The following is a 14,935-nucleotide window of genomic DNA, read 5'->3' as shown; positions in this document are numbered from 1 at the left end:
GGCTGAAGCTGGTGTTGAGCGGTCTGTCGGCAGCGTCGGAGAATTCCTATGACAACGCTCTCGCCGAAACCATCAACGGTCTCTACAAGGCTGAGGTGATCCATCGGCGCGGGCCATGGCGTGGTTTCGAGGCCGTCGAGTTCGCAACCTTGGAATGGGTGGACTGGTTCAATACGCGACGGCTCCTCGAGCCCATCGGCAACATCCCGCCTGCCGAGGCCGAGCAACGCTACTACGCCATGCTGGAACAAAGCACCATGGCGGCATAACTTAAACCAACTGGCCTCCGGAAAACCTGGCGCGGTTCGAAGCGCTGAGGCCGGATGGCCGGATAACCCACCGCGTGGTCGTCAGGCCCTGATCACGGGCGTCGGCGCTTTTGGCTTGTCGGCCTTCTTTGACCATGAGCGGTAGTAGGCGACCGCGATCAACAGCGCTATGCCGACGACACTGACCACGACCTGCATCCAGATCGCATCGGAGACCTCGACGAGCGCGACGTGCGCACCCACGGCGAGGAAGACGCCGACGCAGAAGACCTCCAGCGATTGCTGCCCGCACTTGATGAGCGGCCGGAATATCGGCCATCCGAGGCCCGGCCAGTCGCGCGGCACGAACCTATTGATGAAGAAGGCCAGGACGATGAAATGGACGAGCCGGTAAGGTGCAAGGTTGGTCTTGTCGTTGGGATTGAACGCATCGTAGAGCCATGCCGGCATCAAGTGAGCGATCTGCGGGAATCGTCCCGACACCGTCATGACGAATGCGAACAGCAAGTAGCCGCAGCCGAACCAGAACAGGGCGCGCGACCGGATCAACGGCCTTGCCTCGATCGAGCCGCCGAGTGCAAACCATCCGCCGAACACGAAGAGAAACTGCCAGCAGAATGGATTAAAGTACCAGACTCCGGTCGGGAAGGCGGCTAGATTCCAATCGAAGTGGCGGGCTGCCACATAGAGAAGGAACGAGGCTGTCAGGGTCAGGTTCGGCAGCCGCAACAACGTCCACAAGACCGGAGGAAAGATGACCATGAGCAAGATATACAGAGGCAGCACGTCCATGTTGACGGGTTTGAACGAGAGAATCAGTCCCTGGTAGAGGGTTTCCGCCGGATTGGCCATGAAGCCTGCAACATTGAACTCGTTCTCGAGATTCGGATTGCCATAGCGATGAGCGAGAAATCCGACCTCCGCGATGTACATGACGAACAAAATGATATGGGCGACGTAGATTTGCCACGCGCGTCTTATGAGGCGACTGCCGGCGACGACGAACCCTCGCTCGAGCATCATTCGCGCGTAGACGAATGAAGCGGTGTAGCCTGAGATGAAGACGAACAGATCGGCCGCGTCGCTGAAGCCGTAGTTGCGTTGGGTAAGCCAGTTGACCGCATTGTTTGGTATGTGGTCGAGGTAGATCGCCCAGTTGGCGAACCCGCGGAACAGGTCGAGTCTGTAGTCCCGACCTCTAGGCGGCAATTGCGTCCGGATCCTCATCATATCACACCATTTTAGCCTGCTGTGCCGCCCAGGTCGATGGTTTGACCTTACGGACACCGAACCGAACTGCACTCCACCTATCCGACCGAGCGCATCAACGGCGAGTCAAGCGGCGGACCCAGGGTGGTCGGCATCTTCCCCAACGAGGACGCCCATCGCCCCGCCGCGCGAAATCCTGCTCGAGGAAAACGATAAATGAGCCGTCCAGCGCGCTCGCGATATGACCCGGAAACGATCGCCCTGCTGAGCTGATCCCGACGTCAGCCTCACGGCTATCGCCAATTGACCTACACGACCCGTGCCTGCGGACGCGGTGACCGGCCGCCAGCTACTCCACGCCATGGGACACGATCCCGGCGGCCCGACCTAAGACTGGCTCCCCGCGTTATTATTTGACTGGACCGCATTTGGCTTCGAGCGCGCTTTAAGCATCCTGGACCATATCGTCAACGGGTTCGGATCGGCTGACTTTGACCCGATGCTGCCGGCTTTTGCTCTTTGGCGATTCTCCAGACCGTGTTCGATAGGTCGTCGGCAACAATCAAGGCCCCACGCGGATCTACCGTCACTCCGACCGGTCGTCCTCGCACTTTGCCGTCGTCACCCAGGAAGCCAGAAACGAATTCCATTGGACTGCCGGCGGGTTGTCCGTCTTTGAACGGTACGAAAACCACCTGATAGCCGACCGGCACGCTGCGATTCCAGCTACCGTGCTCGCCAATGAAAACTCCATCCGCGAAATCCGCTCCCATGGCGGGCGTCGAGAAGGCGACGCCAAGGGCGGCGACATGCGATCCCAAACCGTAGTCCGGCCGGATAGCCGAGGCGACCTTCTGAGGATCCCGAGGTTGCGCGCGCGGATCGACGTTGTGACCCCAATAGCTGTAAGCCCAGCCGTAAAAGGCGCCTTCTCGGACTGCAGCCAGGTAGTCAGGCACCAGGTTGGGTCCGATTTCGTCGCGCTCGTTCACGACTGCCCAGAGTTGATCCGTTCCCGGCTGAATAGTGAGGGCGGTGGGATTGCGGAGGCCCGTTGCATAGGGCTTGTGCGCACCGGATTGGGCATCGGTCTGCCACACCATCTCTCTGTTGGCCTCGACATCCATCCCGCGTTCGGTGATGTTGCTGTTTGATCCGATGCCGACGTAGAAGAAGCGGCCATCGGAGCTTGCCGTCATAGCCTTCGTCCAGTGATGATTAATCGCCGAAGGAAGGTCGGCGACCTTTATCGGCGCGCCACTTGCCTGCGTCTGACCGTCACGATAGTCGAACCGGACGACCGCGTCCTGGTTGGCGACGTAGAGTGTACCACGGATCAACGCGAGCCCGTAGGGCGCATTGAGATTGTCCGCGAAAACCACCTGCTTTTTGTAGCTGCCATCGCCATCTACGTCCTGCAATAGCGTCAACCGATTGCCACCCTTGACACTACTTTTGCCCAAGCTCTTGATGTAGTTTGCAATGGAATCCTTTGGGCGAAGGGCGGGTGCGCCCCCTCCCGTGCCCTCCGCCACGAGAATATCCCCATTGGGAAGAACAAGAGTTTGCCGCGGAATCATTAGGTTCGTCGCAATGGCCCTGATCGTGTATCCGTTGCGCACTCGGGGGGGCACCTCGCTCTGAAGGACCAGCCTTGGGATTGTCATTTGCGGCAGAAGGCCGCGCTGCGGTTCTGGCAGATTAGGATTCGGGCCGTACTGCAGCGGTCCGGGGATCCTCATCGCAGCCCGAGAGAGCGATAGCGAGCGCAGCTATCAGGAGGTACCAACGCCATGCCGCTTCTCCCGCATGAAATCCGGAATATCCGATCCAACAGGAAATGAGCGCCAGGAGCCTAACGAGAGCAGACAGAGAAAGGTCTTCCGGCATAGTCGCGTGGGCGTCCTTAGCGTGGACAAACGCGTCGATAAAGCCGAGCACCCACATCACGGACAGCACGATGAGATAGGCTATTCGCTTCCTGTCCGGAGCCACCTGCACGCTCAGCAGGCCGATCAACGCGCAAATCAGAGCAAAGCCGCCACCAACCAAGCCTGCAGCGATGAGCCAGGACGAGAAATTGGTCCACTGCACTTGGAAAGTCGACCAATACGCAAAGTCGCTGACGAGCGCGGCAAGAAATAGAGGCAAGGGGAACGCGAGGAAAATCGCGTGGATCGGGCGGAGCGGTCTGAAGGGAAAAGTCGCGGCGGCCACGAGCGCCTCCAGCATTCGGGCCCCGGCACGGGTTGCCCGAACCAGAGACTCAATGGCCGTCCTTTAGTTCCAAAGAGCCAAATGCTTTCCGGCAGCGACGATCCACCAGTCTTTACAGGGGCGCGCTGCAACTGTTTGGCGTCTCTCCGACGGAAGGGGTCCGCGACATCGTCGTGACCGCTGCGACTGCCAAGAACATGAGAGCCATTAGCCCGCAACCGACTAGCAGAGAGAACAATGTTCCGAGACCAAGGGCTATCCAGCCATGCTTTCCCATTTCCACACCGGAGGCCGCTCGCCAAATTACGAGAGCCCCGGCGCCGGTGAGCAACAATATGGCTCCCAGAAGGGTCGACAGAGCGATTCCGCCGGATCCGCTTGGCCCGCGTCGGGCCAGACCAGTTGGACGGTCCGCCGAGGAACGCCCCAGTTGGTGGAATAGGTGACCCACGATCCTATGGTCGCGAATGAGGGGAGATCCTCCGGCTCATCGGGTACGATCTCGGCCCTGTTGATCTCACCCATAAGGAAGATGCCGTCCAAGTTTCCTTGCTGGGCGGCAAGGCGGGCGAGCTGTTCGAGCCTCGGATAGTCAGATGCGGGGAGAGCGATTTTTGGAAGAGGCAGCATGACCAACCTCCTTCGGCTTCAATACGATCTCGCGGGTGAGACCACGAAAGCTGGAAATTAGCCCGGACGGCGCGCACACCGTCCGGCTAACCGCCTGCGTGAAGGAGGCCGGCGTGAAGATCAAAACGCGCCGTGCGCGTATCAATGATGACGGTATAAGCCATAGCACACGTAATGTAGTGCCCCAGCCCATCGGCGACATTGCGGCGAAACCGCACAGTCGCGTGCAACACGGAAGCCGGAGTGGAAGACCACCGCTAGGTGAAGCAGTCTACCCACCTACATAGTTGTGCACGCATGGTACGCCGGACAATCTGGCAGTCCGCGCATCTGAGCGGGCAACCTTCTGATCGCCTCAATCGGTAGGACCGCCGTTTGACGTGAATGGGAGCCCCAACTCCGCAACACATCGTTTATATTGCGCTGGCTCCGCCCGCAATGGAACAACGATTGGCATCGTAACATACGACGCCGCTCCGAATTTAGTGTACCCCAAGACGGCGAGGCCGTTGCGCTAAGCGGCTGGCGGTAGTTGCGCTCTGGGGCTTGTACGCTTTTCTTGGCGCTCTAGCGGCAGCAATTGCTGCCGTGGTTGGCACTTTTCCTCATTGGATCGTTCAATTGTGAACGAGTGCTGGTCAGGGGGCCCGGGGCAGAACCGCGGCTTCGGTCGACCTCGCACACCGGCGCCAAACCTTACAGTGGCGATATCCGTCTGTCTCGGCTAAGTAACGAGGGTAGCATATACCCTCCACCTTGCAGCTGGGGCAACGAACGCAAATGTTCCTTCTTGCCGTTCTCGTCCTTCCGTTCGCCGGAGGCTTCATTGCGGCATTCCTGCGGACCGATGCGCGCACCGCCGAGGCATGGCTCGCCGGCGGCATCGCACTTACGGCTTTCTGCCTCATGGCTGCGGCCTATCCGAGCGTGACGAACGGAGGCGTCCTTGGTTGGCGCACGGAGTGGATTGCCGAACTTGGGCTTTCATTCGCACTGAGACTCGACGGCTTCGCTTGGGCCTTCGCCATGCTGATCACCGGGATTGGCTTTCTGGTGGTGCTGTATGCCCACTATTACATGTCGCCCAGCGACCCCGTGCCTCGGTTCTTTTCCCTGCTGCTTGCTTTCATGGGGGCAATGCTGGGCATCGTGCTCTCCGGCAACCTGCTCCAGCTCGTGTTCTTCTGGGAGCTGACCAGCCTTCTTTCGTTCCTGCTGATCAGCTACTGGCATCATAATTCGGCTGCGCGTGACGGCGCGCGGATGGCGCTGGTGATTACCTCGAGTGGCGGGCTTTGCCTTTTCGCCGGCGTCTTGTTGATCGGCCACATCGTCGGCAGCTATGACCTCGATAAGGTTTTGACCTCAGGAGAGACGATCCGCTCTCATGAACTCTATGTTCCAGCACTCGTGCTGATCCTGATCGGTGCGCTGAGCAAAAGCGCGCAGTTTCCGTTTCATTTCTGGCTTCCGCACGCGATGGCGGCTCCGACCCCCGTATCCGCTTATCTGCATTCGGCAACAATGGTGAAGGCGGGCGTCTTCCTTCTGGTCAGACTCTGGCCCGCGCTCGGCGGCTCGAACGAATGGTTATGGCTGGTGGGATCGGCCGGGTTGATCACTTTTCTCCTGGGCGCCTTTCTCGCGGTGTTCCAGCAGGATCTGAAGGGGCTGCTTGCCTACTCGACGATCAGCCATCTCGGCCTGATCACGCTGTTGACCGGACTGGACACGCCGTTCGGGCAGATCGCAGCGATCTTTCACATCATGAACCATGCCACCTTCAAGGCGTCCCTCTTCATGGCTGCCGGCATCATCGATCACGAGACCGGCACGCGCGACATCCGACGCTTGAGCGGTCTGTACGCTTTCATGCCGATCACCGCGACCCTGGCCATGGTCGCAGCAGGGTCGATGGCCGGCGTACCGCTGCTGAATGGCTTCCTCTCGAAGGAGATGTTCTTCGCCGAGACAATCGAGGTCCATGACAATTCGCTTCTCGATCAAGCGCTTCCTTACATCGTCACGGCGGCCAGCACCTTCACCGTTGCCTATTCACTGCGGTTCATTCGCGATGTGTTCTTCGGCCCGGCGCCCGTAGGTCTCCCGCGTACGCCTCACGAACCCCCGCTTCTGATGCGGCTTCCGACCGAGCTTCTCGTCCTGGCATGTGTCGTGGTCGGCATCGCTCCGGCCTTGACCGTTGCACCGATTCTCGACACCGCGGCTGGAGCCGTCCTCGGCTCCAAGATGCCGGTGTACAGCTTGGCTCTCTGGCACGGCTTCACGCCCGAATTGCTGATGAGCATTCTGGCGATGGTCGGTGGGGTCGGCGTTTATGTGATGCTGCGCTCCTACCTTCTCGTCAACGAGGGCCCGCCCTTGCTTCGCCGTCTCAGCGGCAAGCAGATATTTGACTGGATGATGGTGACGTTATCCTGGCGTCTTGCGCGCTGGCTTGAGAGCAAGCTTGGGACGAGACATCTCCAGCCGCAATTGAGAGTCTTGGCCGCCACCGCCTTTCTCGCTGCCCTGCTGCCGCTCTATTCGCGCAGCATCTCACTGGCGGATCCCCTAGGAGGCCAATTCGACCTGGCCTTCGCTTTGCTTTGGATAATCGGCGCCGCTTGTGCGATCGGCGCTGCGGTTCAGGCCAAGTTCCATCGCGTCGTCGCGCTGATCTTTCTCGGGTCTGCCGGACTCGTGACCTGCGTTAGCTTCGTATGGTTGTCGGCACCCGACGTGGCACTGACACAGATCCTCGTCGAGACGGTCACGACGGTCCTCCTGTTGCTCGGCTTGCGATGGTTGCCCAAACGTATCGCACCGGCCGGGCTGGAAGCGGCAACCCACAGAATTCGATGGCACCGCGTGCGTGATTTCGCCATCGCGCTCTTCGTCGGGATCGGGCTCGCCACGCTGGCGTTTGCAGCCATGCAGCACCCTGATACTAACAGCATCTCGCGATACTTCGTCGAAAACGCCCATGCCAAAGGCGGCGGGACCAACGTGGTCAACGTCATCCTGGTGGACTTCCGCGGATTCGACACAATGGGTGAGATCACGGTGCTCGCCGTCGTTGCGCTCACCGTCTATGCGCTGTTACGCCGCTTCCGTCCGGCGCTGGAGAGCATTCCCGTTCCGGAACAGCAGCACGCCCAGGACACCCACGACGAGGCACATCCCGACCGACAGAAGGGTGACACCGCTAAGGACACGACGGAGATCGCGGCGTTAATGATGAGGCTGATGTTTCCCGTGATCGGCGTGGTTGCGGTCTTCCTGCTGTTGCGCGGGCACGACCTTCCTGGCGGAGGCTTCGTCGCCGGCGTCGCCATGGCAGCCGCATTCATCCTGCAATACATGGCTCGCGGCACGACGTGGGTGGAAGCTCGTCTTCACGTCATGCCGGTGCGCTGGATGGGCTTCGGGCTGCTCCTCGCAGCATGCACGGGAGCCGCTGCCTGCGTTCTCGGATATCCCTTCCTGACCTCGTACTTTGCTTATGCCGAGCTGCCGCTGGTCGGGCGCGTCCCCATGGCCAGCGCCTTCCTGTTCGACCTGGGCGTGTTCGCCCTTGTGGTTGGCGCCACGGTGCTGATGCTGATCGCGATCGCGCATCAATCGTTGCGGCGCTACGGAAGTCCGTCGCAGATCGGCCAACGCGTACGATCGAAGGAGGATCTGGTCTGATGGAACTCGTGCTGGCGATCGGGATCGGGACGCTTGCCGCGTCCGGCGTGTGGCTGATCCTCAGGCCACGCACGTTCCAGGTCATCGTCGGACTGTCGTTGCTCTCCTACTCCGTCAATCTCTTCATCGTGGCCATGGGGCGGGTGCGGAGCGGGGCTCCGGTCCTGAACGCAAAGGAGGTTGGAGATGCCGGCAGTTTTGCCGATCCGCTCCCGCAAGCCCTGGTGCTGACTGCAATCGTCATCAGTTTCGCGACCACCGCGCTGTTCCTGGTGGTGCTGCTGGCATCCCGCGGCCTCGCCGGAACCGATCATGTCGACGGCCAGGAGCCGGAAGCGTGAGCGGCGGCTCTGGTCTGGTCATTGCGCCGATCCTTCTGCCCCTGCTGACAGGTGCCGGCATGCTGCTGCTCAACGGAGAGAGGCACCGGTCGATCGTCGCCGGTCTGAATGTCGGCGCAACCATCGCCCTCGTTTGCATTGCCACGCTCCTGCTGGGAGTCTCCGCTGCCGGCACCAGGGACGTCTATCAGCTAGGCAATTGGCATGCGCCGTTCGGAATTGTCCTCGTTCTCGATCGATTGTCGGCACTGATGCTGCTGCTGACCAATGTCCTCGCGCTGGCGTCAGTGGTGTACTCCCTTGCGCGCTGGCGCCGGGCAGGCGCGCATTTCCATTCGCTGTTTCAGTTTCTGCTGATGGGGCTCAATGGCGCGTTCCTCACGGGCGATCTCTTCAATCTGTTCGTGTTCTTCGAGTTGTTGCTGGCGGCGTCGTACGGGCTTCTGCTGCACGGATCCGGCCTTGCACGGGTGAAGGCCGGACTGCACTACATCGTCATCAACCTGGCCGCCTCACTGCTGTTTCTGATCGGGGTCAGCCTGATTTATGGCGTGACCGGAACGCTCAACATGGCCGATCTCGCGGCCCGGGTGCCGGCAGTGGCGGCCGAGAGCCGCGGGTTGCTCGAAGCAGGTGCGGGCGTGCTGGCAGTCGCCTTCCTGCTCAAGGCCGGAATGTGGCCCTTGAACTTCTGGCTGCCGACCGCCTACGCAGCCGCCAGTCCGCCAGTGGCGTCGATCTTTGCGATCATGACGAAGGTCGGCGTCTATGTCGTGCTGCGCCTGTCGCTTCTCCTGTTCGGCGATGACGCCGGCGCATCGGCCGGCTTCGGCCAGGAGTGGCTGTTGTGGGGCGGACTGGCGACCATCCTGTTCGGAGCGATCGGCACGCTGGCTTCGCAGGACACCGCTCGGCTCGGCGGCTTTTCGGTGCTCATATCCTCCGGAACGGTGCTCGCCGCCACGGGGATCAGACAGGTCGGCGTCACAAGTGGAGCGCTCTTCTACCTGGTCAGCTCGACGCTCGGCATCAGCGCTTTCTTTCTCCTCGTCGAGCTTATCGAGCGCGGTCGCGAGCCTGGAGCGGACATGATCGCCGTCACCCGGGAAGCTTACGGAGAAGCGGACGAGGCCGACGAAGCCGAGGAGGAAGTCGGCATCACCATCGTGGCGACCATGGGATTGCTCGGCATCGCTTTCATCGGCTGCGCGCTCGTCATCGCGGGCCTGCCGCCGCTGTCCGGATTCATCGCCAAATTCGCTCTGCTCGCGGCGGCGCTTCATCCAGCCGATCACCCGGGTGGCGCGATTCCCGGCAACGGATGGGCGCTGCTCGCAGTGCTGGTCCTGTCGGGTTTCGCGACGCTGGTCGCGATGGCACGCGCGGGAATCCGTATCTTCTGGGCCTCGCTCGATCGCACGGTGCCGCGCGTGCGCGTAATCGAGATGGCGCCGATCATGTTCCTGCTGTTCATCTGCGCTGCGCAAACGGTTTTGGCTGGTCCCGTGATGCGCTTCATGCAGGCCACGGCGCAATCCCTACACGCACCGGCCGGCTACGTCAGCGACGTCCTGGACAATGGCGCCTGGGGCAGCCGACAAGCGGAGGGCAAATGACACGCCTGCTGCCTTTTCCGATCGTCAGCTTCTGCCTCCTCGCATTGTGGCTGCTGCTCAATCAAGCGGTCAGCTTCGGGCACGTCCTGCTTGGCTGCGTGATCGCGCTCGTCGGCGGACGGATCATGACCGTGTTGGAATTGCCGCGCGTGCGGGTCAAGCGACCGGCCGTGATTCTGCGGCTGTTACGACTTGTTGCCGTCGATATCGTCCGCTCGAACTTGGCGGTGGGACGGATCGTTCTCGGTTTGGGGCGGCGACAGCGCAGGGCGGGTTTCGTGGAGATTCCCCTCGACATGCGGGACCCCTACGGGTTGGCCTCGCTCGCCTGCATCATTACATCGACCCCAGGGACGCTGTGGGTGAATTTCGACGCTCAGAAAGCGACGTTGATGATCCACGTTCTGGACCTCGTCGATCAAGAGGAGTGGATCCGCACCGTCAAGGACCGCTACGAACGTCATCTGCTGGAGATATTCGAATGAGCCAGCTCGTGCTGACCTACTCACTCCTCGCCACGCAGGTGTTGCTGGGATTGGCGATCGGCTGCGGCGCTTTGCGCATCTTCCTCGGACCGCGCGCGCCGGATCGCGTTCTCGGTTTCGACACATTGTCCGTCAACGCGATGTTGTTGCTTCTGACGTTCGGGATTCGCACCGGCGAGGAGCTCTATTTCGAGGCGGCTCTGGCGATGGCTCTGTTCGGTTTCGTCGGGACGGTTGCCCTCGCCAAGTTCCTCCTTCGCGGCGAGGTGATCGAATGAGCGGCGTCGAGCATTTGCCGCCCTGGGCTGCCGTCATCACGGCGGTCCTCCTTTTGATGGGCGCCGCCGTCACCGTGATCGGCTCGCTCGGCCTTTTGCGGCTAGGCACATTCTACGAGCGAGTTCATGCGCCGACGCTCGGAACGACGCTCGGCACCGTCTTCATCGCGGCTGCTTCGATGGTCTTCTTCTCGGTTCTGCAGAGCAGACTGGTGCTGCACGAAATCCTGATTGTCGCACTCGGCGCCGCGACCACCCCGATCGCGCTGACCGTTCTGGTCGGCGCAGCCCGTTTTCGCGACACCGCCGAACGGGCGCAGCTGGTTGAACCAGACGAGAGGTAGTGCGAGCGCTGCCCCGCGCCGGTTCCAGGCGGCGGCCCCGCGCCGGTCGAGACTGGCTAAATGTCGCAATTGATCTCTCGCGGCGCATGCCTAAGTTCAGCATAGGCAAGATGCTGAGCCGCGCTCGCTTTTGCCGCGACTTTCAAGCCCAGTGGTTGGGCTGTCGCGGTAGCCTAATCATGCGGATGCGCACGAGAAACCGGCAGCATCCCAACAAAGGACGAGATGACCAACGTGCGACCAGACAGAATTCGGGAGAACCGGCTGCAAATCGGCCGGTAACCCGGGCGATTCCGCATCGCCCGGGCGCGGCAAACAACGATTCTGACCAAGCCGGGAGTTCTTCATGTCTGTCTTTTTCGCACTGCTCGTCCTGACCTCGTGGATCCTGTTCATCAGGACTTATGATTCCGACGGTTTCCGTGACGCATTCTCTCGCCGTCCATCGCCGATCCGGCATCATCCCGAAGGGTGACGCTGCAAGGTGCTTTGCCACCTCGCCCCACCACGCATACGGTTTTGACGGCGACACGCCAGCGCGCTCCGCATCTCGGGGCCGTTTGCGCGTTGCCGCGTCATGAGCCGGCCTAGAAGCAATCAAATCGCCGCCTTGCCGAGATCGAATCGGCGCGGTTAGCCATACAAGGGTTCTGACATGATCATCGTCACTGCGACCGATTTTTCTACGCGTTCCCATCGCGCCTTACGTCAAGCCGGACTTTTGGCTCGCGCTCGCGGTGCCGAGCTGCACCTTGTTCACGTCGTTGATGAAGACCAGCCGGACGATCTTGTCCGCATGGAAGAGCGGGAGGCTCAGCGCGTGCTGGTTGAGCAGATCGGGTCCATGCCCGAGCTGCACGACGCGCGTTGCCATCCGATCGTAATCAGGGGGCACCCCTTCGACGGGATCTTGCGCGCGAGCGCCGCGGTCGGCGCCGACCTCATTGTGATGGGGGCCCATCGCAAGCAGTTTCTGCGCGACATCTTCACAGGGACCACGATCGAGCGCGTCATTCGCCGAGGAAAGTATCCGGTGCTCATGGTGAATAATGAGGCGCAGCGGCACTACGAACGGGTTCTGGTGCCGGTCGACATGTCGGAGACATCGGCCGACGCGATCCGCTTCGGCCTGTCCGCCGGGCTTTTAGAAGGCGGAGCGACACTTCTTCACGCCTTCTCGCCATCGGGCAAGACCCGGTTGATCAGCTCCGGCGCAAGCGCGGAGGTCATCAGCGGATATCTCGAGAGCGAGCGTCACAGGGCAATGGAGGACATGAGCAATTTTCTCGTGACCCATGAGTTCGGCACGCAGCGATGGTGTCTTCGCGTCGGCGAGGGTGGGCCCATGCAGATGATCGCGCGCGCTGTTGCGGAAAAGCGGCCAGACATGCTCGTACTGGGTACTCACGGCCGATCCGGATTGCTCCGAGCGTTGATTGGGAGCGTCACCGAAGAAGTTCTAGGGTGCACGAACGTGGACGTTCTGGTCGTCCCTCCCGACCGCCGTGACCTCAGGTCTTCAAAGGTGGCGACTGCTGCCTATTCTGAGGCATGACGCGGAAGACTTCGCGCTCGCCGGGAGAAGCGAGGCTCTCATTCAGCACCAGGACACGGGATACTCGTAAAAACGTGGCATCCGCGGGCACTCGTATGTCCGCGGAGCGTCGTGTCGCAACGCTGCCCGAGGTTCTTCCGGGATGACTCAGCGGCGCGTTCGCTAAGTGTCGCGGACAGACCACTTCCGTACGGTTCGTTTGGTTGGTCGCGTGATTTTTGGAGGATCGCTGGCCGGAAAAGTTTCCCGCAGTTGCCGGTCCAACTCCTCGTCCAGTTCTCGCTTTTCTCTCTGCTCCGATGTTTCGTGTTCTTTCGGCATTAGCAATCTCCGCATTTTGCAGGCGACCGGCCGTCTTTTGCGTGAAATTTGGTGGCAGATGCGTACCACCAAAAGCGAGCCGAGTTGAGGTTCTTGATTCAGAAAGGACCTGAATGCTGCCCGCGGCGACATCTTTACGGCAATCGCCACATTCGAGCGGCGACGGCTGCTTGCGTGAAGGTGCAAGGGCCCTCCTGGAACGCGAAAACTCAAGTCCCGACTGAAGCCCGGCCAACTTCCTCAAGGGCCCACTCACCGGACGTGGTTTAGCGTCAGCCCGCTCTGCTGAGATTCGGCAGCGCCGATCGACTTTCCGACATACCATCAAAGTTTTGCAGCGGTTTCTGTCACCGAACTCACGGACCCGCGCCAGCCGGCGCGCGCCGCGGTAGAACGAACAAGGCTGCTCGTCTCGATGATAGGATCAAGTGGCCAGCCTCGCCCCCGAAAACTGAAAAGATCACAAAGCCTCGTCGTAGTGTGCCTTCCGGACTCGACTCTATGTTCTCTTTATCTTCCAGTGTTCCATCCAACGATTTCAGAAGGTGAGACCCTGGCGGATTTGGCATCCTGCCATGCGGAGATCGGTCGCGCGCGAAGCTCGCGGACCGACAGCGCCGGGCCATCGCTACGCTTCAGCGAGCCGGACGCTCGACCGTGGACGGTGAGCTCGTGCTGTCACGGCAGCTTGCCCGCCTCGACGGTCTGATCGGTGAGCGCAACCGTCTCATGGCGACACGGCCGAGCGCGATGCACGGCAAGGTGCTCGGACGCCGCCGCTGGTGAAGATGCAATATTTCAGCGACAACGACGACCCGTCGGAATTCATGAAGGCGCTGGCCGAAGCTCGGCGCATCGGCACTCGCGAGGGATGGTGCTATCACCATGTCCAGGCAATCATCGTCGCGATCGACCAGTACGCGCACGCTACGACCCGTAATCGCGAGTATTTCTGGAACAAGCCGCACTCAACGCCTGAAAAAGGGGCTCCAAGTCGGCCGCGTGGCGGAGATATCTCATGAGATTCTCTTGAACGTCGGCTCCGGCGCGAAGCCCTAGTAGTCGCCGCCATGGTGCTGATCGTGGTGGCCGCTTGGTATGCTCTGCAGTGGCTTGGGTTGATGTGAGCGGGACAGACACGTCAGTCGGTGCTGGCCCTAGCCAGCCGGGAGGACCCAAGATTGACTTTCGACCTGCACCGGCTTGACCCGTTCGATAGGTGCGGGAATTGCAGCAAATTTCCGTTTGCGATCAAGCCGTCTCACTTAGCCGAAAGGGTTCATAAGTCATTGATCTTGTTTCCGACTCTCTCGCCCCTGTCGTGCCCACCCATTTTCCTTCAGTGACCTCAGCTTTGCGCTCGGTCTGCGAGAAGATGATTTCCACCGAACATCCCACGAGATCGCTGGTCGGCGGATGCCGTCCCATGAGCTCGGCGACGACGCGCAGCGGACGTTCCGCCGCGCGGGAACCTTCGCCTGCACTGACCATTGGTTTCAAAACCGATGGAGAGACCAAGATGAGCGGCGCGGACGAATCCCTCGACGGACCAGGAAAGCTCGAGCAGGCCAAGGAAGCTGTTCAAACGGCCGCGGCTACCGTGCAGGCCACGACTAGAACCGTTGCCGACGCAATCGAGGATGCTCGTCAACCAGGTGCGCCGCTGGATCGGTTAGCCCATTGGACGCGCGCAGCGCCGCTGCATTCGCTGGCCATCGCTTTCTTGGCTGGCATCATCCTCGGTCGGCGCCACTGAGTGCCGCTGATGTCACGCAGATGATTGAGCACGACGGCTTGTGTTCGTCACGAGCTTTGAGTGCGATCACGCTAGCGCCGGTCACCTTCTGATCCCAGAGCTTGCGGCGCATTCCGCGCGGCCGGCTGGACGCGCTTGGGGTCAATTCAGACGCGCCGCTTCTGATGCGAGGACCTCTTGTCGATATAGGGCCCGTGAAGGACGTCCTGCCGTCGCTGATA

At 61.0% G+C, this 14,935-nt stretch carries 15 protein-coding genes and 1 pseudogene; 12 read left to right on the top strand and 4 right to left on the bottom strand.

Annotated features, from left to right (window positions below):
- Positions 1-269, top strand: a pseudogene (locus tag WA702_RS23330) (integrase core domain-containing protein); the annotation flags it as partial.
- Between the two features lie 81 nt (positions 270-350).
- On the opposite strand, the gene WA702_RS23325 reads toward WA702_RS23330, so the two are convergent.
- The 4 genes from WA702_RS23325 to WA702_RS23310 all read right to left on the bottom strand — a co-directional run bounded on the left by WA702_RS23325 (position 351) and on the right by WA702_RS23310 (position 4,325).
- Positions 351-1,496 carry an OpgC domain-containing protein gene (locus WA702_RS23325; RefSeq protein WP_425112920.1) on the bottom strand — a complete coding sequence of 382 codons (1,146 nt, stop codon included), beginning with the start codon at positions 1,494-1,496 and terminating at the stop codon, positions 351-353.
- A gap of 449 nt (positions 1,497-1,945) precedes the next feature.
- Entirely contained in the window at positions 1,946-3,100 is a 1,155-nt protein-coding gene (locus tag WA702_RS23320; RefSeq protein WP_425112918.1) for a PQQ-dependent sugar dehydrogenase, read from the bottom strand.
- 79 nt (positions 3,101-3,179) lie between these two features.
- Entirely contained in the window at positions 3,180-3,710 is a 531-nt protein-coding gene (locus WA702_RS23315; RefSeq protein ID WP_425112917.1) for a DUF2231 domain-containing protein, read from the bottom strand.
- Between the two features lie 288 nt (positions 3,711-3,998).
- A complete protein-coding gene (locus WA702_RS23310; protein WP_425112916.1) occupies positions 3,999-4,325 on the bottom strand; it encodes a hypothetical protein in 327 nt (108 codons plus the stop codon).
- Between the two features lie 780 nt (positions 4,326-5,105).
- On the opposite strand from WA702_RS23310, the gene WA702_RS23305 reads away from it, so the two are divergent.
- The 11 genes from WA702_RS23305 (at position 5,106) to WA702_RS23255 (ending at position 14,714) form a co-directional block, all read left to right on the top strand.
- Positions 5,106-8,018, top strand: coding sequence for a monovalent cation/H+ antiporter subunit A (locus WA702_RS23305; RefSeq protein ID WP_425112915.1), 2,913 nt, complete (start codon positions 5,106-5,108; stop codon positions 8,016-8,018).
- A complete protein-coding gene (locus WA702_RS23300) occupies positions 8,018-8,359 on the top strand; it encodes a Na+/H+ antiporter subunit C (RefSeq protein ID WP_425112914.1) in 342 nt (113 codons plus the stop codon). The genes WA702_RS23305 and WA702_RS23300 overlap by 1 nt, the downstream gene beginning before the upstream one ends.
- Positions 8,356-9,975 (top strand): monovalent cation/H+ antiporter subunit D, encoded by a 1,620-nt coding sequence (locus WA702_RS23295; RefSeq protein ID WP_425112913.1) that lies wholly within the window; start codon positions 8,356-8,358, stop codon positions 9,973-9,975. The genes WA702_RS23300 and WA702_RS23295 overlap by 4 nt, the downstream gene beginning before the upstream one ends.
- Positions 9,972-10,460, top strand: a complete 489-nt coding sequence (locus tag WA702_RS23290) for a Na+/H+ antiporter subunit E (RefSeq protein ID WP_425112912.1) — start codon at positions 9,972-9,974, stop codon at positions 10,458-10,460. Before WA702_RS23295 ends, WA702_RS23290 begins: the two co-directional genes overlap by 4 nt.
- A complete protein-coding gene (locus WA702_RS23285) occupies positions 10,457-10,738 on the top strand; it encodes a K+/H+ antiporter subunit F (protein ID WP_425112911.1) in 282 nt (93 codons plus the stop codon). The genes WA702_RS23290 and WA702_RS23285 overlap by 4 nt, the downstream gene beginning before the upstream one ends.
- Positions 10,735-11,082 carry a monovalent cation/H(+) antiporter subunit G gene (gene mnhG, locus WA702_RS23280; protein ID WP_425112910.1) on the top strand — a complete coding sequence of 116 codons (348 nt, stop codon included), beginning with the start codon at positions 10,735-10,737 and terminating at the stop codon, positions 11,080-11,082. The genes WA702_RS23285 and mnhG overlap by 4 nt, the downstream gene beginning before the upstream one ends.
- A gap of 346 nt (positions 11,083-11,428) precedes the next feature.
- Positions 11,429-11,557, top strand: a complete 129-nt coding sequence (locus WA702_RS23275) for a hypothetical protein (protein ID WP_425112909.1) — start codon at positions 11,429-11,431, stop codon at positions 11,555-11,557.
- Positions 11,558-11,737: 180 nt separating this feature from the next.
- Positions 11,738-12,637, top strand: a complete 900-nt coding sequence (locus WA702_RS23270) for a universal stress protein (RefSeq protein WP_425112908.1) — start codon at positions 11,738-11,740, stop codon at positions 12,635-12,637.
- Between the two features lie 978 nt (positions 12,638-13,615).
- Positions 13,616-13,744, top strand: a complete 129-nt coding sequence (locus WA702_RS23265; RefSeq protein ID WP_425112907.1) for a hypothetical protein — start codon at positions 13,616-13,618, stop codon at positions 13,742-13,744.
- Positions 13,745-13,746: 2 nt separating this feature from the next.
- Entirely contained in the window at positions 13,747-13,980 is a 234-nt protein-coding gene (locus WA702_RS23260) for a hypothetical protein (RefSeq protein ID WP_425112919.1), read from the top strand.
- 404 nt (positions 13,981-14,384) lie between these two features.
- Positions 14,385-14,714 carry a hypothetical protein gene (locus WA702_RS23255; RefSeq protein ID WP_425112906.1) on the top strand — a complete coding sequence of 110 codons (330 nt, stop codon included), beginning with the start codon at positions 14,385-14,387 and terminating at the stop codon, positions 14,712-14,714.
- The last annotated feature ends 221 nt before the right edge of the window (positions 14,715-14,935 follow it).

Source organism: Bradyrhizobium sp., assembly GCF_049798375.1.
Classification (GTDB): domain Bacteria; phylum Pseudomonadota; class Alphaproteobacteria; order Rhizobiales; family Xanthobacteraceae; genus Bradyrhizobium.
This window is presented reverse-complemented; position numbering and strand designations above follow the sequence as displayed.